The organism is Desulfobacter vibrioformis DSM 8776 (assembly GCF_000745975.1).
GTDB lineage: Bacteria > Desulfobacterota > Desulfobacteria > Desulfobacterales > Desulfobacteraceae > Desulfobacter > Desulfobacter vibrioformis.
This window is the reverse complement of sequence record NZ_JQKJ01000009.1, coordinates 100,273-124,914: the sequence shown is the minus strand read 5'-3', so window position 1 is coordinate 124,914 and position 24,642 is coordinate 100,273. Positions and strand designations below refer to the sequence as shown.

13 protein-coding genes are annotated in these 24,642 nt (G+C 49.0%); 1 reads left to right on the top strand and 12 read right to left on the bottom strand.

Annotated elements, in window-relative coordinates:
- Positions 1-10: 10 nt before the first annotated feature.
- The 6 genes from Q366_RS07245 to Q366_RS07220 form a co-directional block, all read right to left on the bottom strand.
- Complete coding sequence (locus Q366_RS07245; RefSeq protein WP_035237642.1) at positions 11-3,016, bottom strand: HsdM family class I SAM-dependent methyltransferase; 3,006 nt, start codon at positions 3,014-3,016, stop codon at positions 11-13.
- Positions 3,017-3,118: 102 nt separating this feature from the next.
- Entirely contained in the window at positions 3,119-3,772 is a 654-nt protein-coding gene (locus Q366_RS07240) for a LexA family transcriptional regulator (RefSeq protein ID WP_035237640.1), read from the bottom strand.
- 389 nt (positions 3,773-4,161) lie between these two features.
- Positions 4,162-7,938 (bottom strand): hydantoinase B/oxoprolinase family protein, encoded by a 3,777-nt coding sequence (locus Q366_RS07235; protein WP_035237638.1) that lies wholly within the window; start codon positions 7,936-7,938, stop codon positions 4,162-4,164.
- Between the two features lie 101 nt (positions 7,939-8,039).
- On the bottom strand, positions 8,040-10,886 hold the full coding sequence (locus tag Q366_RS07230) for an Hsp70 family protein (RefSeq protein ID WP_035237636.1): 2,847 nt from the start codon (positions 10,884-10,886) through the stop codon (positions 8,040-8,042).
- Between the two features lie 19 nt (positions 10,887-10,905).
- The gene (locus tag Q366_RS07225; RefSeq protein WP_035237635.1) at positions 10,906-12,729 is read right to left on the bottom strand and encodes an Hsp70 family protein; all 1,824 of its coding nucleotides are present in this window, start codon (positions 12,727-12,729) and stop codon (positions 10,906-10,908) included.
- 31 nt (positions 12,730-12,760) lie between these two features.
- Positions 12,761-13,489: a DUF2760 domain-containing protein gene (locus Q366_RS07220; protein WP_245619896.1), complete on the bottom strand. Its 729-nt coding sequence runs from the start codon at positions 13,487-13,489 to the stop codon at positions 12,761-12,763.
- Positions 13,490-13,810: 321 nt separating this feature from the next.
- Here Q366_RS07220 and Q366_RS07215 point away from each other — a divergent pair, with 321 nt between their 5' ends.
- Positions 13,811-15,205, top strand: coding sequence for a sigma-54-dependent transcriptional regulator (locus Q366_RS07215; protein ID WP_035237631.1), 1,395 nt, complete (start codon positions 13,811-13,813; stop codon positions 15,203-15,205).
- A 62-nt stretch (positions 15,206-15,267) separates the two neighbouring features.
- Here the strand turns inward: Q366_RS07215 and Q366_RS07210 are convergent, their stop codons facing one another.
- From Q366_RS07210 to mtnP, 6 genes are read right to left on the bottom strand one after another with little or no spacing between them, the layout of a single operon-like run.
- Positions 15,268-15,657: a YccF domain-containing protein gene (locus Q366_RS07210; RefSeq protein ID WP_035237629.1), complete on the bottom strand. Its 390-nt coding sequence runs from the start codon at positions 15,655-15,657 to the stop codon at positions 15,268-15,270.
- Positions 15,658-15,672: 15 nt separating this feature from the next.
- Positions 15,673-19,302 (bottom strand): exodeoxyribonuclease V subunit beta, encoded by a 3,630-nt coding sequence (gene recB / locus Q366_RS07205; protein ID WP_035237627.1) that lies wholly within the window; start codon positions 19,300-19,302, stop codon positions 15,673-15,675.
- Complete coding sequence (gene recC, locus Q366_RS07200; protein ID WP_035237625.1) at positions 19,299-22,688, bottom strand: exodeoxyribonuclease V subunit gamma; 3,390 nt, start codon at positions 22,686-22,688, stop codon at positions 19,299-19,301. The genes recB and recC overlap by 4 nt, the downstream gene beginning before the upstream one ends.
- A gap of 25 nt (positions 22,689-22,713) precedes the next feature.
- Positions 22,714-23,187 (bottom strand): hypothetical protein, encoded by a 474-nt coding sequence (locus Q366_RS07195; RefSeq protein WP_035237623.1) that lies wholly within the window; start codon positions 23,185-23,187, stop codon positions 22,714-22,716.
- 38 nt (positions 23,188-23,225) lie between these two features.
- Positions 23,226-23,747, bottom strand: a complete 522-nt coding sequence (locus Q366_RS07190; RefSeq protein ID WP_035237621.1) for an adenine phosphoribosyltransferase — start codon at positions 23,745-23,747, stop codon at positions 23,226-23,228.
- A 15-nt stretch (positions 23,748-23,762) separates the two neighbouring features.
- Positions 23,763-24,524, bottom strand: a complete 762-nt coding sequence (gene mtnP, locus Q366_RS07185; RefSeq protein WP_035237619.1) for an S-methyl-5'-thioadenosine phosphorylase — start codon at positions 24,522-24,524, stop codon at positions 23,763-23,765.
- Between the last annotated feature and the right edge of the window lie 118 nt (positions 24,525-24,642).

Sequence of the window (24,642 nt, the reverse complement as noted above, 5' to 3'; positions counted from 1 at the left end):
TTTTACTATATTAGTCCTTTTTCAACATTGCATCAGCGAATTCAGTAACATCAAGGTGAGCTATAGCTTTATGCCATAATTTTTTTTCATTCGGCTTTACAATATAAAATCCGTTTTTTTCAAAGCCTCTTATATCTTTCTGAAGAAAAAGATTTTTTGTAAGTTTTTGGCAACCAAGAGAGTGAAGTTTTGAAATTATGCTATTTTCTGACGCTTGCTTCCAAATAACTTGCCTTATGAAATCTTTGGCATCAATAACTTTAAAAAACATTCCTACTAAATATTCATTGTAAAGTATTTGGAGCACAAATTTTTTATTGTGTTTTTCAAATGATTTTTTAAAACGATTAAAATAAACCTGAGAGTAATCTTTTAGAAATGGATCTTCTACCAACAAAGGACTTAAAGTGTTTTTTTCAAACTTCTTATGTTTCATAATTAGAGGAATGGTTATTTTGATAGCGTAATCAATTAATGCTAATTCCTGTTCATTTAAATCGAAACTTCTAAAAATTTCCTCGTCTAATTTTTCCAACAGTTTGTTTTTTTTTCTTTCTATTGATAGCACCTCAGTATCTAATAACTTATTCTTATTATTTACAAGTTGATCACATAATTCTTCAATTTTGCTTACATATTCTGACACTAATGGATTGTTCGTGTATGGAAAATCGAATTTTTCTTCATTGAATCCTTGTTCTCTTTCAACTCCTGTTGATGAGCCGGTCATAAGAATAAAATAGGAAAACATTGCTGATTGGAGAAGACCACAAAATGTTTTTAAGTCCTTAATATTGGAGTGCTCAAAGATTTTTATCGCTGTCAGTGAATCTTTGAAAATAGCTTTCTCTCTTATTATGGCAGAGGTTGATTTAAAATATGGGTTAAGTCCTTTTTTAATAATGAGCCTTTCACCTTCGAAAAGCTCTTTATTACGCGGCCTGTGTATATAAGATTTAGAGAAAATTTCTTTAGAATGTGGTTCAATAAAAAAAGGTTTCACTCGATTTACACTAATAATTGGCAATCCAATCAAGTGCTTTGAGTTTCTTTTGTCTTGGCCGTACTGAATCCCCGTGAGACATAAATATTTTTTTCTTTGTATTGATTTATGTATGCTTTCGTACTGAGTTTTAAGTCTTTTGATTAAATGGAAATCAAGATAACTACCATAAAGCAATATCTTCCATAACCAATCATTTTCAATTAAACGAGATTGCAAAACCTGTTTTATGTCATTCTTTTGCAGAACAAAAATTTTAAAAAGCGAAAAGAAACGATTGGGTTTCAAAGCTATATGATTAATTATATTTTTATCAGTTGATTGTCCATGTGCATAATTAAAGAAAAGAATAACTGCAGGTGCAACCGCAGGGTCATTTGATTTGTCAAACACTTCCTTTCGAACCGGAGACAAATCAAAAACTTTCGAAAGAAAATAATTTTTCAAAAAATATTCTCTAAACCCGTCTGCTTTGAGATTATATAATGTCTTGCTGGTTACAATTAAGGCACATTTCGTATTTTTAGAGCTGAAATCGCTTGTTCTGAGCAAAAAGGCTTGAGCTATTTCTTTGTTGCTGATTGACGGAATTACCGTGTTTGATATTTTGGATTCAAGTGTTCGTCTTCTATTAATATACTTTAAGAAAAGAGCGTTTTTATCACTGCCTCTCTTCCAGGGTGGATTACCAAGAATGAAGTCAAAATCAATTTTTTGAAACGCATTGTTAAATATATCATTTTCATTAAAAAAATCTTTAATGAAAAAATTCTTTTCTATTAATTTCGGAAATCTGAAATTTTCTATTTCTTTTGGTTCTTGATAATCAAGCAACGTAAGATAAACCGAAAAAATAGCAACATTAATTGCATTTTTATCTTGGTCTATACCAAAAATTGTTTCTTCGGTGATCTTTTTTAATACTTCTTTAAAGTTACGACTACTATGTGAAGTCTTATTGTTTGTTTCTTGATAGTGCTCTATCATTTTTCTCAATGATTCAACAAGAAAAATACCAGACCCGCAGGCTGGATCTAATATCTTACATTTATAGCTATCAGGATTGTCTTTAAGATACTTTGTAACGGTTTTAGAAATAATATAGTCAACTAAAAAAAGAGGAGTGTAATAGGCACCCTTTTTAGCTTGTTGCTTTCTTCCAATAAAGTATTCGTATACGTTGCTTATAAATTCAACAGGAATAATTGAGAAATCATAGATATCAAACAATGACATTTGGTTGCTTGTTATCTCTGTTCCCAACAATAATTTTTTTAAAATTTCAAAAGCGCTATCGGGGATGTCATATAGTAGCGCATCCTCTATTAGAAAGGCTTCCCCATTAAAATGTGCTTTTAAATAATTTAGAAATTTAATTGTTTTGGTTTTGTCTTCTAAAAGCTGACAAAACTCATCATTGCTCCAGGCTCTCAGAATTTTATCATCAAATTTTATTCTAACTTTTCGATCAATTAAGTATCTGATAAACAAGCATTTTCCAAGTAGAGCGTTTGCCAAATAATCATTGATATTTTCTTGGCTAATAAGAAGATCTCTCGCAGCTTTAATATTCTCAAGCAGCTTGTAATCAACTCTATTATTATACTTGAATCTATCTCCGAATTTCTGCCATACCCTTCCAGTCACAATCTCAAAATATGAAAACGCGTCAAGGTTAGATTCCTCGGCTAATTTCTCAAGTGTATTTTCCTTGTCAAGGAAAGAAAGCCCATTGAGGATTTCAATCCTATCTGGTTCGTTTATAATAACGACAGGAGATTCATTGAAGTTCCATATGGCTTTGAATAAATCACTCCTATTTGGGGGAGAATTATAAAAAAGCACAGTTGGTTTATTATCAATGCAAAAAAAAGCGGCTGGCTTTAATCTACTCTCAAAAAGTTTTTCAACCCTATGTGACAATACTCTTTCTTGCCTGAGTTCTGATGATATGAATAAACCGTTTTCTTGATTCATCCCTAAACGAGAGAATATTTTTTTTAATTCTTTCATAGGGCTATCTATGTATTATTCCGAATATGACTTTTAAAATTTTCATATTATTGTTTTTTCAAAAAACAGCGTTAGATTTAAATTGTTTTTGATAATCATTATTTAATTGATTTCTCGACAAATCCATATGACTTTCCCTAAAACTCTTACACGGTTGATATCATCTCCTGTTATGTATATTGGGGAATACTTTTCATTATCACTTATTAAAACAAGCTTGTCCGGAAGCTTTTCAACCCTTTTTATTAAAACAGTATCCTCAACACCAACTGCATATATTGCTCCCGCCAATATTTCATTTTTAGATCTGTCAACAAGAACTGTATCTCCATCTTTCAACTCAGGTTCCATACTATTGCCAGAGATATCCATTAAAACCATATCTTTGGGATTCCCTTTTTTTCTTAACCAAATTTTTTGAAATGAATAGTATTCGGAAATTTTTTGATCGACATCGAAAGATCCGTCTCCCGCAGATAAGCGAGCCTTCACTTTTGGGACGATCTCAAAAGTATGATTGTCATCGCAAATCTTATCAAAATATTTATCCCCGTTGCCTGTTTTAATCCATTTGGGGCTTAAATTCATTTTTTCGGAAATTTTTGATACCCATGCTTGTGGGATTACTTTTCGTCTCTTTGCCTGGGATATTGCAGAACCTTTGACATCCAACAATGAAGCTAATTCTTTTTGAGACGTAATAATACCTTCATTGATTAATCTTTGATAAAAAGAATGGAAACTAATGTTATTCATATTAAGGCAATAGATAAAAAGTTAACTTTTGTTCATACTATCTAATATATAGATTAACATATGTCAATTTTAATTAATAAAAAATTAACATGTGCCTGAACGGGTCCGGCTATCTCACCACATATCATGAAAACTGAAACTCTTTCATACCCGCTATCAGTATTTTAAAATGCGTAAAAGGATTCCAATACAGTTGTATAAAACCAATGAAATATAGTAAATACAAACCCCGCAATAATGGTATTATCTGTCAGGAGTCAAATTCGGTAAAATACCGAGTAATTACCCTTAGGTAACCCAATACTCAATACTTAAGTTTATAACATTGAACGGTCTGTATCATGCAAATCTGACTATTGACTATTCATTGGAGACAACGTTCCAAGGCCCTAATTCCTATCTTTATTGGCTGTTGGAGTGCCAAATCCCCCTCCGCCGGGGGTCATGATACGGAAACGCTCGCCGGGTTGAGCCAGGATTTCGTTCTTGGCGCCCATACAGATTGAGGCACCGTCTTTTCTGATGAAAAGGTTGACCCCTTTTTTTCCGGGTTCACCGCCTTCAAGCCCGTAGGGGGCAAAAACCCGGCGTTCGGAAAGGATGGCTACATTGAGGGGCTCTAAAAATTCCACCTCACGCACTAAACCGTCCCCACCGTTGAACCGGCCCCTGCCGCCGGACCCCCGGCGAATGGAAAACTCCCTGAGAATCAGAGGATATCGCCGCTCCAGGATCTCCGGATCAGTGATGCGGGTGTTGGTCATGTGGGTATGGACCCCGGTCTGGCCGTGCCAGCTAGGACCGGCCCCGGCCCCGCCGGCAATGGTTTCATAGTAACCAAACCGGTCATTGCCAAAGGTAAAGTTGTTCATGCAGCCCTGGGAGGCGGCGGCCACGCCGAACGCCTTGAGGACCACGTCGGTGATTCGCTGGGAGGTCAGCACGTTGCCGCCCACCACCGCGGCCCCGGCAGAGGGATCAAGCAGGGAGCCCTTGGGGATATTCACGGTGATGGGAATAAGGCAGCCGTGGTTCAGGGGCAGATCTTTTTCAATCAGGCACCGCAGGCAGTAGAGGATGGCCGACTTGGTGACAGCCTTGGGGGCATTGCAGTTTCCCCAAATTTGGGATCCGGTGCCTTGAAAATCAAACAGAGCGCTGCCGTCCTTCCGGTCGATGGTCAGGGACAGGGCAATGGGGCTGCCGTCATCCAGATAATCCCTGGCGCGGATCGTATCCCGTTCAGCCATCCCCTTGGATGCGGAAAGCGCCCGGAGCCGTCGGCGCACCGCCTCTTCAGCCGCATCCTGGACATGCTTCATATAGGCCTGGACCACATCAAGGCCGTAGTGATCCACCATCTCCAGCACCAGTTCGATCCCCTTCCGGTTGGCGGCAATCTGGGCCTTTAGATCGGAGATGTTGTCTGCCAGAAGCCGGGTGCCGGAGATGGCCGGGCGCCCCGGTGCCGGGGTCAACTTGCCCGGCGCAAGCAGCAGTTCTGAAATGCCCTTTTCCTGAAAAATACCGTCCTCCACCAGCTTGAACGAAGTAATGCAGGCCCCTTCCTCTTCAAGGGTGCGGGAGTTCGGGGGCATGGACCCCGGAGAGATGCCGCCGATGTCAGCGTGGTGGCCTCTGGATCCCACCCAGAAAATCACCTGGCCGTCCTTGAACACGGGGGTGATGACCGTAATGTCGGGCAGATGGCTGCCCCCTGCAGCCGGATGGTTGGAGACCAGCACATCCCCGGGCATAAGACCGCTTCCCTGGATTCGGATCTGCGCCTTTACCGCGTCGCTCATGCTCCCCAGATGAACCGGCAGATGGGGCGCGTTGGCCACCAATTCGCCATTGGGTCCAAACAGAGCGCAGGAAAAATCAAGGCGTTCCTTGATATTGGTGGAGATGGCGGTCTTTTGGAGCATCCGGCCCATCTGTTCGGCAATGGACATGAAAAGATTGCTGAAAATGGAGAGCTGGACCGGGTCCATTTTAGTGCCGATTTGCGCCCGCGTACCCGATCCCACCCTGATCTCCACATCGCCGTTCCGGGTAATGGCCGCAGTGCAGTTCGGTTCGATAAGGATGGTGGAGGTCTGGTGGATCAGAATGGCCGGGCCGGCAATGCAGTGGCCGGCGAAAAGTTTTTCCAGATCATAGATCGGGGTTTTCTGCCATCCGTCTTCAAAACAGCACTGGGCCGTGTCCACCACCGGCGGCGCCCCCTGGGCCTTTGGGATGCTGGCCTGGTGCAAACCCGCAATCCTGCCCCGGGCCCGGATCCGGATATCGTCGATGAGGATTTCCCTCCCCGGCAGATCGAACCCGAACTCCCTGCTGTAGACGGCCCTGAAAGCCTTGGCATAGTCATTGTCTTCAGGCCCGGGGATCATGATGGCCGTATCTGTCCCGTGGTACCGCAGGTTAAGAAACCGGGTGGCGTCAACGGCCTTTGGGGAGAATCCCTGATCCTGCAGTTCTTGGCGGGCCTCGTTTTCCAGCCGCTGGAAAACCGTTTCAGCCTCTTTCAAGGCCCGGAGGCATAAAACGGCGGCAAAGGGCTGCTGCCGCTCGGTGACCACATCGGCCAGTCCCATGCCGTAGGCGGACAAAATGCCGGAAAACCGGTGGATAAAAATGTTGGATATCCCCAGGGCCCGGGCAACAGCGCAGGCATGCTGGGGGCCGGCCCCCCCGAATGTGGCCAGCACGTGTTCCTTGATATCAAATCCCCGCATCACCGAAATCTCACGGATGGGCCTGACCATCACCTCGTTGGCCACCCGGATGAAGCCCAGGGCAGCCTCCTCCACTGTCATGGGCGGCTGCCCGCCAGCGGCGCCGTAAGCGTTGATTTCCTCGGTCAGGGCGGCCAGGGCCTGCCGGGCTGCTTCCACGTCCAGGGGCTGGTCCCCGGTGGACCCGAAAATATGGGGAAAGTGCCTGGGTTGAATGCGGCCAAGCACCAGATTGGCGTCCGTGACCGTCAGGTATCCGTCTTTCCGGTAGCAGACCGGCCCCGGGTGGGCCCCGGCAGATTCCGGCCCCACCAGGAACATGCCGTTGTCAAAGAAAAGGCGGCTACCCCCGCCGGCGGCCACGGTCCTGATGTGAAGCTGGGGGGCCTGGATGCGCACCCCCGCGGTCTGGGTTTCAAAGACCAGTTCGTATTCCCCGCCGAACCGGGAGACATCCGTGGATGTGCCCCCCATGTCGAATCCGATGACAGGCTGTTTTTTTTCAGAATCAAAGGTGGTCATGGCATATCCCACCACCCCGCCGGCAGGCCCGGACAGGATGGCCCGGCTGCCGGTGAAACCGTCGGCACCGGCCAGGCCGCCATCGGACTGCATGAAAAGAAGGCCTGTATGGACAAGTTTGTCCTTGAACCCGCATTTAAAGCTGTCAAGGTAGGTGCGAATATGCGGGTTGAGGTAGGCGTCCACCATGGTGGTATCGCCCCTGGCCACCAGCTTCACCCGGGGCATGACCCGGGAGGAGAGGGAGACCTGGGTGAACCCCATCTCCCGGGCCAGGCGGCCGATGGCCAGTTCATGATCCGGCCAGGCATAGGCGTGCATGAGCACGACGGCAAGGCTGCGGATGCCCCGGTCATAGACGGCCTTAAGATCGGATCTTATGGCCTCTGTATCCAGGGGGCGGATCACTGCCAGGCGGTCACCGTTAATCCCCTTCACGATCCTTGCTCTCCCTGCCGGGGCGTCCTCATCCGCCCGAAGGATTCTCAGGCGCTCGTCCGCTTCAATGACCTCCCGGTACAAAATCTCGGGCTTTTTGATCTCCAGGTCAAAAATATGGGGACGGTCCTGGTTCCCGATTTGAAGAATATCACGGAATCCCCGGGTCACCACCAGGGCGCTGGGCGCGCCTTTCCGTTCCAGCAGGGCGTTGGTGGCCAGGGTGGTCCCCATGCGAATCCACTCAATCTGGCCTTCGTCGAACAGCGCTTTGGAAACAGGTTTTCCAGTCACCTCTTCCAGGATGCGCCGGATTCCCTCCCGGGGCGCGTCAGGATAGTTCCGGGGGTCCTCGGACAAAAGCTTGATAACCCTGAACCCGGGTCTCCCTGGCACCTCGGCATAGACATCCGTGAAGGTGCCGCCGCGGTCAACGGAAAAACGAAATTTGGCGGGATCTGACATGGACACTCCTTCATATCTGGCTGGCATTCCCTTCCCTGCCAGCGCACGGGACAGGTGCATCATTGGACTGAATCAAAAATCCGCTGATGTTCAATGGCCTTCTAATCACCGAGTCTTGGGCGACTGCTGAGTATAAGGCCCTGGGGAAGGCTTTCCCCATAAATGGAAGCTTCATCGGCTGATTCAATGGGAATGACGGTCTGAATCATATTCAATGACTTTTGAGACGCCTGCATCTGCTCAAACCACGGAACCATTATTTGGATCACATCCTGGGAAACGTCCCGGGTTCGATCCCCTGTTTTCCTGAGAATCTGGGCCAATGCAGTGGAAATCGGATCCTTTGGATTCCAATTGATCTTCATCAATCTTTTTGTCCATCTTTCCACCTCTTTTGCCGGAACAACCCTGTCCACAGAACCATAAAGAAGTTCTCTGGCGCCAATTCTGGACAGGGCCCAAAACATCTGATGCGGCGTTTTGCCCGGTTTCAACTGGGGGATCAGCTTTTTTGACAAAGCAATTTTGTCTTTTATCAACAGGCGCTCCATATTTGCTGCGGCCATCCACATTTCGGTCATCTCCTGCACAGGCAGTTTTTTCCCGGTCCCGCTGTTTGCCAATAAATAGCCGGATATATCCTGAAAAAACTGCCGCTGTTGACCGGCAGTCAATCCCCCGGCAATTCGACGGCAAAAGATCCACCATTCAAGGGCATTTTGCTTGGCTTTAGGGAATACGCTTTTTTGTAAATAAACTTTCCATAATTTGGGCATACGCGCCTCATCAAATGCATCACCAAAGCCCGGCCTGATACAAAATCCAGTCAAGTTCAACCATCGAATTTCGTGCTCCGGGCTAGTGTGCCGCCATCCGGCATTTTCAAGCAGATGATCTGCCACGGCCCGAAGGAAGGACAAAGGCCATTTATTCCTCTTTGTCTCCACCAGCTTTTCCATGTTTTTTACAACGGAAGACAACCGGGCATTGTCGGCAGAGCCGCAAAAGGCGTCCGTCAACAGATTACGGACATTATTTACAGTATCATCATCATAGACTTCACTCTCGTTGGCTTCTCCGGCCTGGGGTTCGCGCAATTGAAACTGAAGTTTCCAACGATGGGATGACACGCTTGAGCGGCACCACATCCCAAGGGTTCCCATTTCGGTATATTCCACCTCCACCTTAACCGGAATCCGTTTTGATTCTCCTTTTTTCCCAAATTTAATAACGGTTTTAAGGGGGGGCAGCGATGTCAGGGAATCATCAACCTGAAGAATATCACCACTCTTATCACCGGATCTGAAACTGGAGCTGAACATTGAAAAAAGAACCGGCTGGTTGGTCACAACCTCAAATTCCATCTCCGGGAGCTGGATCAATGACCCCTCATCCAAACCACGCTCCACCACGCACAGTACGTTTTCACACGTTGGGCCACAGGTTTCATTTTGAGAGCGATGGGTATTCTGGACATTATCCGAAGCAATTCCGATATAATAACTTCTGGGGCTGCCGCTGCCCACACGCACCCCCATGCCTTGTTTGACAAGACCATAGTAAGAGGCCCCCAGGGCAACGGAAAGATCCGGATCACTATTGTCCAGCAATGACGGCAGGGCCTGGTCCTCACAGGAAAACCATTTTCGAATAGCTGACCTGATTTTGTTTTGAAACACGGAGGGTTTCAGTGAACCGCCATTAAACAAAATATGATCAGGTATGGGCTCTTTGCCCAGAATCGCTTTGACACTTTCACGATGGCGTTCTAAAAACCATCCGATATGACGGGTTATTGCCGGTTCCTGCTCATATGGGAGACCAAATTCGGCCATTGCCTTGCCTGATTTTTTAGGATGTGCAAGGCTGGGCTCAACCTCTGGAAAAAAGCCGTTGCACAGGATATCTTCCAGCTCATTTTTTTCCAGATCCGCTGACAAGGTATTGGCGATAAGAGAGCGGCCTTCACCTCTTAATACGATTCTAACCCGATTGTCATCACCGTTTTCAGCGCTGTCCAGAAGAAGCTTTTCTTTTGCGGCACGGCATTTATAACTCAGTGTTTTCCATTGATCCGGGGTCAGGTTTGCTTTTTGGGTAAATTTTGATGCGACATAACGCGCCAGCATAAGGTCTATATTGTCTCCGCCTAAAATGAGGTGGTCTCCAACAGCTACACGCTCAAACTGAGGACTGCCATGGGCCTCTTTCAAAGATATCAAGGTGAAGTCGGTTGTTCCCCCGCCCACATCGCAAACAAGGATCAGATCATCGGTCTTGACATGGGATTGCCAGTCATGCTCATGGCGTGTCACCCAGGCATAAAACGCGGCAAGGGGCTCTTCCAGCAGCGTTATATTTTTACCAAACCCAGCTTCTCTTGCGGCTTTCAGGGTATATTCACGAGCCGCTTCATCAAAAGATGCAGGAACGGTTATGACTGTAAATTGATTTTCAAGAAACAAATCCTCATCTTTAACAAAGTGATTCCACGCTTTTCGAATATGTCTCAGATATTCACTGGTCGCTTTGACCGGGGAAATCTTATCCACATTCTCTGATCCCCACGGCAGAATCGGCGCTTCACGGTCAGCACGGGAATGGCATAGCCAGCTTTTTGCAGATGAAACCAGCCGGGATGGAATTTGTGAACCATGGTCCCTTGCAAACACACCGGCAAACAGGTCATTTTCCTTTTTCCAAGGATGCTTCAGAGCATCCTTGGAAAGATCATACTCACCCGGAATATATAAAAAAGAGGGCAGCACGGAGACAGGCGAAAACTCGCCTGGCCCGGTTAATTGAGGCACCTTGAAGACTTTTATTCCATTGTCAATGCCGGCACCGTCTCCCTTGGTGTTCAGGCAAGTCAGATCAGCATATGATACCGCTGAATTGGTAGTCCCCAGATCAATCCCGACAACGTATCGTTTATCTTGAAAATCCACAATAATCTCCTGCCCGCCACTAGATCCTGGGCCTTACATTCAGCTCCAAACGCCATTTGCGATCATCATCCCGTGAGCAGGCCCAAAATTCGAGCGTGCCGATCTCGGTCACCTTGACTTCAAAAGTGACGGGTATAAATCCTTGATCCGTTCCCGTTCTTTCCAGCTCAGTTTCAATAGAGGTTAACCCCGTGATTCCTATATCCTCCCAATTATCTATCACATCTCCCAACTGGTCATCAGGGCGGTTTGGAGAACTCATGATATCAAAAGTGACTTTCTCGCCCACAACCAGATTAAACAGACGATCCTTACTTTCCGCCTGGCTGCCGTCTTCCATGCCAAAGGGAGCAATACAAAGGGCTCTGGTGGGCATGGCAAGCCCTGGAATGGCGGGCATGGCAGCTTCAATCGCCATATAGTAGGACATCCCCAGCCCACCGCGTATCTTGATTCCATCTCCCCGGGCCGCCTGGCCATAATAAGAGGCCCCCCAGGCCACTGAAAGATCATAATCAACCGTATTGATCTGCCGGATTTCTCCGCTCGCAGATGCACTGTGCCACTGCTTTAGTACATCCAGAAGCCTTTCTCTGATCAACGGGGACTTCATGACGCCACCGTTAAATACAACGGCAGTGGGCAGTCGTGGATTTCCTTGGGCATCTGTATGAGAAGATATAAACTGGGCCAAATGCCGTGTGATGGCAGGATCGGATTCATAGGAAAGACCAAACTCTTTCATGCCTGTTGCACTGCTTGCCGCAGGTTTGTCATCCAGGCTGCATGCCGGGAAAAAACCATCCAGCACGACCTGCTGTACATCCGCCAGTTTCAAACTCAGTTTGATCGTTCCTTTAATCAGGCCGGACCCTCGTCCCAAAACCGTTACAGGATATTCATCCGGGCCTTCGGATGAAAACAATTCCTCTTTTGCTTTTCTGCAGGAGTGAACAAGCCCCCTCATCTGCCAGGCATCCAGTTTCTGTTTTTTTTCTCCAAGCTTTGCCGCAAGAAAGTATGAGAGTGTTAAATCCAGATTATCTCCCCCAACAAGAAGATGATTGCCCACAGCCACGCGTTCAAGATTTAAAAGGCCATCCGCGCCCTCGTTCACCTCAATAAGACTGAAATCGCTGGTACCGCCGCCGATATCACAGACCAGGACAAGATCGCCTTTTTCCACTTGATCTCTCCAGTCATCACCTGCTTTGTCAATCCAGGCATAGAAGGCGGATTGCGGCTCTTCGATAAGGACAATGTCTTTTAAACCGGCCATTTGCGCAGACTTCACCGTCAGTTCTCTGGCCACCGCATCAAACGATGCCGGTACTGTCAGGTAGATCGCTTGATTTTCAAGACAAAGAGACGGATCATCAGCCGCCATTTCATGGTTCCAGGCATTTTTTATATGCCTGAGCAGCGCACATGAGGCCTGGACCGGAGACAACTTTTCAATGTCTTTTGCGGTATCCCAAGGCAAAATGGGCGTTTCCCGATCCACCGCCGAATTGCACAACCATGACTTGGCCGAAGAGATGAGTTTATGGGGAACTTCTGCACCGCGCTCCCGGGCAAATTCACCTGCAACAGTAACTGTCCCTTCTTCCTGCCATGGCAATAGCAAGGTGTTCGAAGCGTCTTCATGCCCTTCCTTGACATAAAGAAAAGAGGGAAGAGCGTCTCTTAATTCAACCACTCCGGGACCTGTGAGTTGCGGCACTCTGAAAAGGTTTATTTTTGCCATTTGCCTGGGGGCTCTTTCAACGTGCATATCTGAGTAGGCCACCACGCAATTTGTTGTCCCAAGATCTATTCCAACGATATATCGGCCCTCTTTCACGGCACACTCCTACAAATAAATAAAAAAATTTCTATTCAACTTCGACTTCTGCCGGCGCAATAATGGAGGAATCTTGTACATCTGATAATTTGGGTACCTCATTTTTTGCAGCCTTCCATCCCCGATGCCTCAACACCCCTCTAAAAGGCGGCTCACCGGAAACATTCCCCGTTAATTTTATGGCATTGGGGTCAAACCCCAAGTCAACGTCAACAACATCCCCTTCTTCTTTATCAATGACCGGCACCGGGGCCAGGTACTTGTTTACACTTTTCCTGCAGTCTTCCTGTATGCTTCTGACGGCAGCGCCAATCTGCTCATCATCATATACAGACAATTCTTCTGCAAAAAAATCCAGCAATCGTCCTTCTCGCTGTAACACCGATATAAAATGCAGAAAAAGTCTTTTTTGCCGCTCTTGTTCCAGTCGTTTCTCTACATAATCCTTTTTCTTTGCGCTTTCACCACGTTCACGGGCTTTTGGGTCAGCCGGCATGGAAACAGCAGTTCCAAACAATGACGCTGCGCTTAATTTTAAAATGCCCCAGAGAATAAGGCCTGAAACCAAAAAAACAAGGACTATACATACAACAATGCAGGCAATATATTGCGTCGTCACCATATCCAGAAAATGAGCCACATCAGCCAGACTTTGAATGGTAATTGTGGCATTAATTCCTGGAATAGTGACTATGCCGTCAGCTCCTGGTGCAAAGAGCAATGCCGTTTTCTTTAGTCCGAAATAGATTCCGGCACCCACGGCACCGCCAATGGCCACCATAAACAGCATAATAACTATAAATGATTTTGTCGCATATGCCTTTGTCATGTTCACGATGTGCGTTCTCCTTATTTTTTGTATCTAAAATATGCAAGTCTATCACAATCAACTTTATCTATAGATGATATGGCAAGACATTACTTGGTGGCCTAACATACTAAAAAAAGCAGGCGCATGAAACCTTTTTTCAGCTTCTGCCCAGGCCATGTTGACAGAAAACCGGGTTGCTGCTAAAAAAACACGCTGCCCGTTCCATCTATTTTTCAGCAGAGTGGTAAAAAATCTTTTTCGGGGTTTCAGATGAAAGATATGCTGGTTTTGACCAATGCGGAAGATGAGTACCGTTTGATTTCAAACGCCTTGTCTGATGCCCACAACATCCGCCAGGCCTCGGATATCAATACGGCACTGACATTGCACACCCAGACTCCGTTTGATCTGATCATGGCCGACATCGAACTGCTGTCGGCCGATCCGGGCATGTCGGCGTTCAGTTCGGTCAATCCATTTGTTCAGTTCATTGTACTGTGTACACGGTTCAACACCTGTAAAGCCATTGAAGCGGTAAAAGCCGGTGCTGTGGGATACCTGTTATCTCCGTTCAGAGAACGGGATATCCATCTGCTGCTTCCCGCCTTGAACCGGTCCCGTTCCAAGGATTTTGAACTGGACTACCTGCGGGACCGGTTCTGGAAAACCGAATGGCTGGATATCATCCGGTCCAAAAATGTGGGCATGAAAAAAATTTTTGCCAATATCCGGTCTGTTGCCCCCACCATTGCCACTGTCCTGCTGTTGGGAGAAACCGGTACGGGCAAAGGCACCCTGGCCCGACTGATCCACTGGCACAGCCAGCGTTCTGAAAAGCCTTTTATCTCCATCCACTGCGGGGCCATCCCGGACACCCTTATTGAAAGCGAGCTGTTCGGCCATGAAAAAGGCGCATTTACCGGTGCTGAACGGAAAAAGCCCGGCCGGTTTGAAATGGCAGATGGCGGCACCATTTTTCTGGATGAAATCGGCACCATCTCCCCATCCGCCCAGATTAAACTGCTCCAGGTGCTCCAGGATGGCACCTTCAGCCGGATCGGTGGCGAGTCCATTCTCAAGGCCAATGTACGGATCATCGCAGCGACCAACTCAAACCTGGAAGAGGCTGTCAGTAAAGGGACGTTTCGAAAAGACCTGTTTTACCGGCTCAACGTGTTTCCCATTGAAATTCCGACCCTCAGGGAACGGCTGGAAGACCTGGAATACCTGGTGGATCTCTTTTTAAAAAAACTGAACGTCAAGTACGGGAAAAATATTCATAGGGTTCATCCGTCTATTCTGGAAGGATTCCGCCACTATGAATGGCCCGGCAATATCCGGGAACTTGAAAATATCCTTGAACGGGCTCATATCCTCGAAATTTCCCCTGTGATGACCTCCGGCAATTTACCCATCGAAACCCAGATGGCTGTTGCCCAGGATATACCGGCACCCGGCACCGGCCTGACCCTGGCCCAGGCCCGCCAGCATGCGGTCAATGCCTGTGAAATCTCCTACCTGACCAGCCTGTTGAAACAAACAAACGGCCGGATAAAAGAGACGGCACAGAAAGCCGGCATTACCAGCCGGCAGTTAAACCGCCTGTTGACCCGGCACGGGCTGGATAAGAAGCAATTCAAACCCCCAAAGCCTCCTGATGTCTGAATGGATTATCGCCCTTCGGGCGGGGTGTTAGGTTTTAGGTTTTATGTGTTAGGTTTTAGGTTTTAGGAAATCAAAACCGTACGTTTTCCCAGGGGAGCAAAGCATACGGCGGCCAGCCGGAAATGGGCGAATCCGAAGGGGATGCCGATAATGGTCATGCAAAGGCCGATTCCGGCTGAGATGTGCGAGATGGCCAGCCATATCCCCGCAAGGATGACCCACAAAATATTGGCTATCATTGTACCGGTTATCACCTCTTCGCCCACGGTCCGGGCATCCACCAGGGTTTTGCCATAGGGAAAGGCGGCAAATCCTGCAATTCTGAATGCGGCCCAGCCAAAAGGAATGCCCACAATTGTCAGCATCAGAATACAGCCTGTCATAATCCATAAAAGGCCTGCGGCCCATCCCCCGCCAAGTACAAACCAGAGCAGATTCAACAAAAAGGTCATTGTTCCTCCTGATGTTTACGATAAAAGTATTCTCAACTGTTTCATCAATTCATTGCCGGGCCTGTGAAAATAGATCCCGGTATTTTTACCCCCGGCCATACCCCGGATAAACAGGTAAAAAACCCCGCCAAAATGTTCCGCATAATTATAATCTTTCAGGCGTAAACGCAAATACCTGTCCAGGGCCCCAAGGTACAGATAATATTGCAGGATATAATCGTGGCTGATCATGGCCGCCTCAATCGCCCCGGGATGATAATCACTGAAACAAGGCCCCAGGTAATTGGACTTGTAATCCATGATATACCATTGGTTTTCATGGCAGACCACAAGATCGATGAATCCTTTTAAAAACCCCTGGAACCCGGCTGTCTGCATGGATGAGATCCTGGCACCGTAACCAGCCGTTTTTTTATCGTTTTCGTCCTTTTCATTCTTTTCGATTTTTTCAAACAGTTTGCCAAGGGCTGCCGGGTTAAACCGGTCCAGGGTAATATAAAACTCCATCTCCACCAGCCGGTGGGTCAGCGCAATCTGATCCAGGGAAAAACAACCGCCCTGCCCTGTGTCAAGGGGGGCGGCTAAAATACCTTTAACCGCATCGCAGATACCGGGAACCGCCTTTGGCATGGCAAATCCAAACCGGTCAAGGTTGCTGACAACAGCCGGTTCAATGGTGGCAGGATCGCAAAAATCTATTTCTTCAAACACCTTGTGGAAAAAATCGCCTGCCCCCGGCCCTTTGGGAAAAGTGGACAGGGGCACGATATCCATGGCAGGTGCGGCATCTCTCAAAAAAAAATCCGGGGTTGGCTCCTGCCGCTCCTTTTGCCCGTCCTGTACGGGATCATGCTTGTGCCCTGCAGCCAGGGCTGAATAGCTTGACATTCGCCATGCAGGAGATACCTTCCGGGTCATGATTTTTGGGGAAAAATCGGTGTCCTGAACTGTTTGGGGATCAAATAGGCTTTCGGGCAGGGCATCGGGTTTAAGCATGACAGCGTCAATGCTTTTGCCTGAGGTTTCACACAATCGTCCAAGATCTGCAAGCAGGGTTTGGTCGTTTCCCAGGCCCCCGGGATGCAAAAGCCGTCCGAATGCCGAGTCTTCAATACCTGCAAAACCGCCCCAGTAGATCCTTACGCCCGAGGAAGCCCGGGTCAGGGCTACGTAGAGCAGACGCATATCTTCGGCAGCCGCTTCATCTTGGTTCAGCCGCATGGCCCGGTCCCTGTTTTCAGAGCCCAGGTCCAGCACCAGGGCATGATTGTCTTCCGGATCATGGAATAAAACAGGTGCATGGGTATCCTTAGCAGTGCCTGTCTGCCACAAAAAAGGCAGAAACACAAGGGGATATTCAAGCCCCTTGCTTTTGTGGATGGTGACAATGGCCACGGCCCGGGCATCGCTTTCCAGGCGCAGTTCATCGGCGGTTGCCTGCCGGGTCTGTTCAAACAGCTGTTTTCGAAACCATTCAATCAGCAGGGCAATTTTAGACGGTGTCTCTTTACCCAGATTCATGGCTGCCTGGGCCAAAAGCTCCTTTAAATGAAACACATTGGTCAGTCCCCGTTCATCCATATGAGCACAGGGACAAGGCAGGGCATCCTCCTGGTACAAAAGGGCTGTGATCATGGCGACAAAGCCCTTTTCCTCCCAGATCCGCCTGTAGTCCGCAAATCGGTCCTGCCAGGTACCTGCAAGGGTGTCATCGGTGTTCATGCGTTTTAAAAAGGCCTCATCCGCCTGGTACACCGAAGAGACCAAAGCGGCCCTGATCAGGCACATGTCTCCGGGGCTGGCAACTGCGCAAAGGATGTCATAAAGCTCCCGGGCCTGGACAGCGTCGAACACAGACCCGGTTCTGGATAAAAAGCAGGGGATACCCCGTTGAACAAGGGCCTGCTGCACCGCCTCGGCCTGGACATTGGTGCGCACCAGCACAGCCATATCCCCCGGCGTCACAGGGGTTGCCGCGTCTCTATCGTCCGGTGCGTCTTTGTCCAGCAGACAGATATCGGGATCCTTTAAAAGGGAAAGCATATCTCTTGCAAGGATATCGGGTATGATCCTCTGGGCATCGGACTTATTGACCAGGCCGTTTTTGTTACATGGCAACCCATCTTTATCCACAACCAGAAATGTTGCCGGCGGAACAGGAACACCGTTGCACACCAGCCGGTCAACGGCTGTGTCAGGTGTTTCCACAGGCTGAAAAGGAATAAGTTCGAATCCAAAGGGATTGTCTTTTAATGAGAAGATGGTATTCACGGCCTGCACCATGGCCGGTGCGGAACGGTAATTTTTTGTCAGGGTAAAGCTTTGGTTGCAGGCCTTTGACGCCGTCATATAAGTAAAAATATCACCGCCCCTGAAACCGTAGATGGCCTGCTTGGGATCGCCGATCATAAAAAAGGGCGTATCCGGATCCGTGAACAGGATGGAAAAAATTTTGTACTGGCCCGGGTCCGTGTCCTGGAACTCATCAATGAGGCAGGCATGGAAGCGTTTTCTCACAGCTGTTTTCAACGCATGGCCGCCCGGACCGTCCAGGGCTGTTGCCAGATCATTGATCAGGTCGTCAAAAAAACAGGCCCCCTGCCCCTGCTTCATGGCGGCCAGGGCCTTGGCATAATCATCAAGAAACAGATATCTTAAGGCAATGAGATTTGCCGCCATGGATCGGGACAGGTCAAGCAGGTGTTCGCAAAGGTCGAAAAAAACATGGGCCGGCGGGGTGTGGCCGGCCTTTGTCTTTTCTGCCAGCCGGGTCCGGGTAAATTTATACAGGGCATCGCCCTTTTCACTCATGTCAAACAGCAGATCCGTGCCAGGGCTGTTTTCAAATTTCTTCTGACAGGCATCCAGCCAGTTGGACAGATTTTTTTTATTGTAACTTCGTTTCTCTATCCCGGCATGGTCCTGGATCAGGTTCAGGATGCCTTCCAGTTCCCGGTTCAAAATTTCTGCTGCCGAATTGACGGTCTCTTTGTAATCATCCCAAATTTCCTGAAACGCAGGGGGGGCAGGAACCACCCGGATTTCCTGCCTTGATGCGGCCTGAACAAGCCCTTTGGCAAAGGTGTCCGGGGTGATATTATTTTGATCCAGAAAAGATAAAAACAATGAGTCCAGATGATTGATGCGGCCTGAAAAAAAGTCCCGGACCACCTGGTCAACAAAACCCCGGTTGTCTGCCATAAGTTCTATGTCAAAATGGGCATTGCTTTCAAAGGCATTTTCCCTGAGCACGGAAAAGCAGAAAGCGTGGATGGTCATAATGGCAGCCTGGTCAAAACAGGTCACAGCAAGACGGAGCAGGCGGCGGATTTGATCTGCATCGCTTTGTTTTTGCAGGAAACAGGTGAGATCGTCGGCGTTGTATTCGTCATTTTCCTGGCCGGACAAAACCATCAGACAGTGAACCAGACGTTTCCGGATTCTTAATTTCAACTCTGCGGCAGCAGCCTCGGTAAATGTCACCACCAGGATGGATTCCACCTTATAGCCCATGGCCACCAGCCGGACAAACAGGGTGGAAATGGTGTATGTCTTTCCGGTTCCTGCGCTGGCTTCGATCAGGCTGATCTTTTCAAGGTCCAGGGAAAAGGGATCAAGGGGCAGGGGCAAGGCAGTTCTGCTCATGATATAAAATACTCCAGCATGGGCCTGTACACGGCAAGACCTGCATCCAGCACCCCGGAACGCCCAAGGGACGTCGGATCTGCAAAGGGGGTGTCCTGCCCGAAAACAAGGGCCGTGTACCGGTTAAAACCCTCCCCGGTTGAATTAAAATTATTGCACCATAAACCAGCACATTTACCTAAGGCCTTTGCCAGGGATGGTGCTGACAGGTCATACTCCCGTGAGGACAGATCAACAACCAGATGAAAACAAAGATCGGCAAAAAAGGGAAAGACCCTTGCCTTTCCGTTCAGGTAATATCCGGCCAGATCCAGGATCAATGCCCGGGCCCGGGATTTTTCTTCAATAGCGGAAAATTCAAATCTCACCGCAGGCTTGCGTCCCTTGGGGTCCTGCCCTATCATCACAGTGGTTCCGGGGTGGTCTTCAATACACGAATACGCCAGGTGCATAATCCACTGGGTCAACAACCGGGACGGATTCAGCCGGCCAAAACCTGCCACAACCCGGCACGGGTCATACACATGGGTTACCTGGCCTGTGATGCAGCAGGCATCTGTTTGTAGAGACAACGCCAGGCTGCGTGGGGCTCGCCCAAGGCGTTCATTTTGGGCCAGATGCTTCACAGGTTCTGCCAGATCATTGATTCTGGCCCATTCCTGTTCGCCTTTTTTTCCAAAGGGCAGACAGCCTTGTGCCTTTACCATGGGGTAGAGATCAAAATCTTCATGGGTTTCAACGGCCAGGGAACCCAACTGGTAAAGGGGCAGCCCGGACAGTCTGAAGGGCTCGCGTTCATCGGGCACCTGCCCCGGTTCCTGGTAGATCAGTCCCAGGGTCTTGGTGACATAATATTGGACAGGGTGTCTGAAAAACGCAATGAGATCTGCAAGTGCAATCACGGGTATGTCTTTTGATACCTGGTGTTGCAGGGTATTGTCAACCTCCGGGTCCCGGAAGCAAAAACAAGGGGCTCCAGCGGTATCTCCATCTCCATTGTTCCGGGTACTCTGGCTGCTGCAGATCCGGCACTGGGCATTTGAATAGGAAAAAAATCCAGGCCCCAATCCAGGCCCATGGATGTCTGAAAAATAGACCGGACTGAACGGGTGCAACGGATGGACAAACTGCCATTGAAACCCCTGGGGAAAAACAAAGCTGTTTTCAACGGTATCGATCAGTTCCGCCACAGGTGAGGCAACGGGAACAGGCGTGTTGTCGCTGATGCGCATGCCGGTATAGGTAATGATAAGCCCACGGCGTGCGCACAGCAATGCCTCCAGAAAAATCTCACAATCCTCCTGGCGGTCCTGCTTGTCCCCGAGCCTGGGATTTTGGCGGATCAGGTCAAAGCCGGGGGAACTGCCTGTTCTGGGGAAACTTTGGGCATCCATCCCCATCAGGCAGACAAGTTTGAACGGGATGCTGCGCATGGGCATAATATTACAGAACGTGATGTCCCCGGAAAGGAACCTGCCCTGGGACACATGCACATCAAGCTTGGCAGTCAGGGCCAGGCGGACAGCAGGAAAAGAGATCGGTCTGTCAAACCCGGCCTGACCAGCCTGCTTTTCCATATCATCCAGTGCATTGAGCAGCACAGCCATATCCCCGTCATTGCCAAGATCCTTTGCCAGCATGTCTGAAATAATGGTCCTGAACCGGATGGCCCATTCCCGGACCGTGCCGGGGGACGCCATCAGGTCCAGGGCCTTGAACAAAGAGTGAATAAAATGGGCGCATTTTCCTAAAATCTCTCCTTCAAGCCCTTCAAACCCGTCGCAGGGAAGCACACCATTAACAAATACGGTACTTGCTTCGGGCAGGGCAAACCCTGCCATGAGCCGGTTCAGGCCAAAGGTCCAGGAATTGTGTTCATAAGGCCGGCCCAAAATTCTTTCGCGGTGGGCACCGTCCCTGCCCCACAAAATCCCGGCAGAATCAAACAGGGCAGAAACAAGGTCCTGGTCTCCCTGGGTCAGGCCGAATTTATCGGCAATGACAGGGCAGGACAAAAGCCCCAGAATCTTGGATTTCTCAAGGCGGGACTCTTTCATGTCAAGGATACTTAAAAAGGCGGAAAGGGTTAAGGATTCAGAGCGGCGGCGGCGGTCGGACACGGTAAACGGTAGCCCGGGCGACTGGGAAAACACAGCCTCCAGAAAAGGGGCATAGGCCTCAATATCAGGCATCATCACCACTACATCATGGGGGCAAAGACCGGGGTCCCGGTTGAACGCATCCAGGAGAAGATCTTTTAGCACCTGGGCCTCGCGCATGGGCGAATGGCAGGCATGAACGGCCAGGGAGTTATCCCCGGGGGAAACAGCAATGGGAGAATCCGCCCTGCCCTTGCCCCGCCAGATAAGGTTCAGGATATCGGACTGGATCACCCAGAGCATATCGGCAGGACCCGGGCCATCCGGATCTTTTTCATCTGTATCCTCTGGCATGACCGCCGGATCAACAAACAGGTCCCCCATGGGCTCGTCATAGTCAAAATTTTCCAGAATCCCCTGGGTTTCCCTGCTGCTCTGGCCCAAAGCACCAAGCAGGGGATTGCCCTCTTCGGGCAGCGCTGAAACGGCCTCGTCTTTTAATGCGGCCCTTTCCTGCTGACGTGCAGAAGGCAGATCAAAAAAAAACTGATAGGTTGGCGTGAGCAGAAACAGAAAAATATCCATATGCCGGCTCAACAGATTAAAAAGATTCAAAAAAACCGGAGGCATGGCAGAAATCCCGAAAAGGGATATGCGCCGGGGCAACGCGTGTGCATTGACAGTACCGGATTCAAATGAGGAAAGACAGGCCTGCATCTGGTCGGGCAGGGACATGCCTTTGTGTATCAGGGTTTGCCATAAAAAAGCCTGCCACAGGGCCTGGGGGTCCTCTGATTCCAGGTCTTCTCCCCTGCCCCAGGCTGCCAGCATGTCCGGACGATACACCTGATAATCATCCAGTACAGCGGCAATCCTGCGGCTTAACGCCATGGCCTTGGTTCCGGTGGTGTCATGTTCAAGGTATGTTCCGGGACCCAGGAAACGGCTGTCTGCCCGGGCCGGTTCCGCTGCCCTGGCCATCAGTGCATCCAGAACACCCCAGGCCATCATGTCCCGGTCCAGCAGACCTGGTCCTGAAAGGCCTGGCCCCTGGGTTTCGCAGCCCTGCTCCCGGATATATTCAAGCATCTGCCGGGGAAACATGAACCGCACATTGGCACACACCCCGAAGTGACGTGTAATCCCCTGGGAAAGCCATTGTTTCATACCCCGGGACTGGATACCGATGAATTCGGATGCAATTGGGTTGCCAGGGCCCTTGCCGATGACGGCGAAAAGGGCCTGGGCCAGATTCTCCATGCGGTTGCTTTTGATCAGATTGAGCATGGCAGATATTCCCAAGCCTTAATAATCAAAAAAAATAGAGCCTGGATTCAGGCCTGTAAGGGTTGAACACTTGAATCCTGTGATTGGCATCATCCACAATGACACCCGTGGAATAATAAAAAGAGAACCACACGCCTATGGTGTTGCCTGCCGGACCAGTAATGGCCCTGGCGTACATTCTGTCCTGGCCGGGTTCCAGATTACTTAAATGGTCGATCTTGCTGTAAAGGTCTGGCCCGAATTCAATGGGAAACCAGAATTTTGTTTCAAAGGTATAGGCCGGGTCAATGCCCACCACAGCATCGGGCAGATTTTCCCTGCCGCAGTAAAAATATGATAACTGTTCAGGGAGCAGCTTTTCCCGGTACTGTTCCATGAGTACGGGACTGTGCGTCATATGTCCGGCCTTGTTGAACCCGCATCCTGCCGGAATGAAAGAAACAAAAAGGGCCAGGGAGACTGTCACCTGTAACCCCAAACGAATACAGTTAATTCTCATGAATCTGCCCCCTTCCTTCTCTTTTTAGTAACAGGACATTACTCTCCTTCAAACTCAGTAACACTGAACACTGGACAGCCGGGGATCTGATCCCGGCCCTTGAGATCAGGCAGTTCTACAATAAAGGCGCATTCCAGCAGATCCGCCCCAAGCTGCTTTACCAGTTTGACCGTGGCCCCCACAGTGCCGCCGGTTGCAATGAGATCGTCCACGATGACCACTTTTTCGCCGGGGGTAACGGCATCTTCGTGCATCTCAAGGGTGCCTTCGCCATATTCAAGGCTGTAGCTTTGCTCAATGGTTTTGTGGGGCAGTTTTCCTTTTTTGCGCACCGGGATAAAACCGATACCAAGACGATAGGCCAGCACCGCACCAAAGACAAAGCCTCTGGCATCAATGCCCACGACCTTGTCAAGGCCCTTGTCCTTGTAGCGGTCGTAAAGGATATCGCAGGATTCTTTAAATGCTTCTGGATTCTGCATCAATGTGGTCAGGTCCCTGAAAATCACCCCTTTGATGGGCCAGTCCGGAATGCTTCTGATCGTCTGTTTTAAATCCATGGTCTCTTGTTTCTCCTATACGCATATATTAAAGGTTATTTGTGAAACCGCCTTGATGAGCAATTGTTTGACATTATCAGCGTTTTTATTGAACACCGAAAGAATCTGTTCCCAGGTGACCGGGGCTTCATCCTGTTTCCAGCAGTCATAGTCGGTGGACATGGCCACGGCTGCATAGGGGATGCCCGCCTCATTGGCCAGCATAGCCTCGGGTGCCGTGGACATATTGATGACATCCGCGCCCCACACCCTGAACATATTGGATTCCGCCACGGTTGAAAACCTGGGACCTTCAATGGTCACTACACATCCTTTGTCATGGGCGTTCAGCCCCAGATCCGCGGCAGATTTATACAGCACATTGCGCAGGCACGGATCAAAGGGATCGGCCATGGCCGTATGAACCGCGCCGTGTTCAAAAGAGTCGGCAAAGGTATTTTTACGAAACCGGGTAAAATCAATGAATTGATCCAGGATCACAAAGTGGCCCCGGCCGATTTCCGGTCTCAGGCTGCCGCAGGCGGTTGTGGCAAGGATATGGGTGGCACCGGCCTGTTTCAGGGCATATATATTTGCCCGGTTGTTCACCTGGGCCGGGCTGTACTGGTGCTTGCGGCCGTGTCTTGCCAGAATCAGCACCCGGGTGCCGTTGATCTGCCCGGCCATGATATCTGATGACGGCGGACCATAGGGGGTGTCTGCTTCAATGTTTTCACAATTTTCTAAAATATCAGGGTTATCCAGCCCTGACCCGCCAATAATGCCGACCCGTATCATATTCAATTCTCCTGAAATAAAAACCAATCAATACTTTTTTTGCGCTGTCCTTATCTTTGCGCTATCCGTTCTTTGCGCTACCATGGATCGCATCAGATATTCAAGCAGGAATTCTTCA

Coding starts and splice junctions, on each gene's coding strand:
- recB (WP_035237627.1), bottom strand. CDS start 19,302: ATGAGCAGAACTGCCTTGCCCCTGCCCCTTGATCCCTTTTCCCTGGAC.
- recC (WP_035237625.1), bottom strand. CDS start 22,688: ATGCTCAATCTGATCAAAAGCAACCGCATGGAGAATCTGGCCCAGGCC.
- Q366_RS07195 (WP_035237623.1), bottom strand. CDS start 23,187: ATGAGAATTAACTGTATTCGTTTGGGGTTACAGGTGACAGTCTCCCTG.
- Q366_RS07210 (WP_035237629.1), bottom strand. CDS start 15,657: ATGACCTTTTTGTTGAATCTGCTCTGGTTTGTACTTGGCGGGGGATGG.
- mtnP (WP_035237619.1), bottom strand. CDS start 24,524: ATGATACGGGTCGGCATTATTGGCGGGTCAGGGCTGGATAACCCTGAT.
- Q366_RS07235 (WP_035237638.1), bottom strand. CDS start 7,938: ATGTCAGATCCCGCCAAATTTCGTTTTTCCGTTGACCGCGGCGGCACC.
- Q366_RS07215 (WP_035237631.1), top strand. CDS start 13,811: ATGAAAGATATGCTGGTTTTGACCAATGCGGAAGATGAGTACCGTTTG.
- Q366_RS07190 (WP_035237621.1), bottom strand. CDS start 23,747: ATGGATTTAAAACAGACGATCAGAAGCATTCCGGACTGGCCCATCAAA.
- Q366_RS07245 (WP_035237642.1), bottom strand. CDS start 3,016: ATGAAAGAATTAAAAAAAATATTCTCTCGTTTAGGGATGAATCAAGAA.
- Q366_RS07240 (WP_035237640.1), bottom strand. CDS start 3,772: ATGAATAACATTAGTTTCCATTCTTTTTATCAAAGATTAATCAATGAA.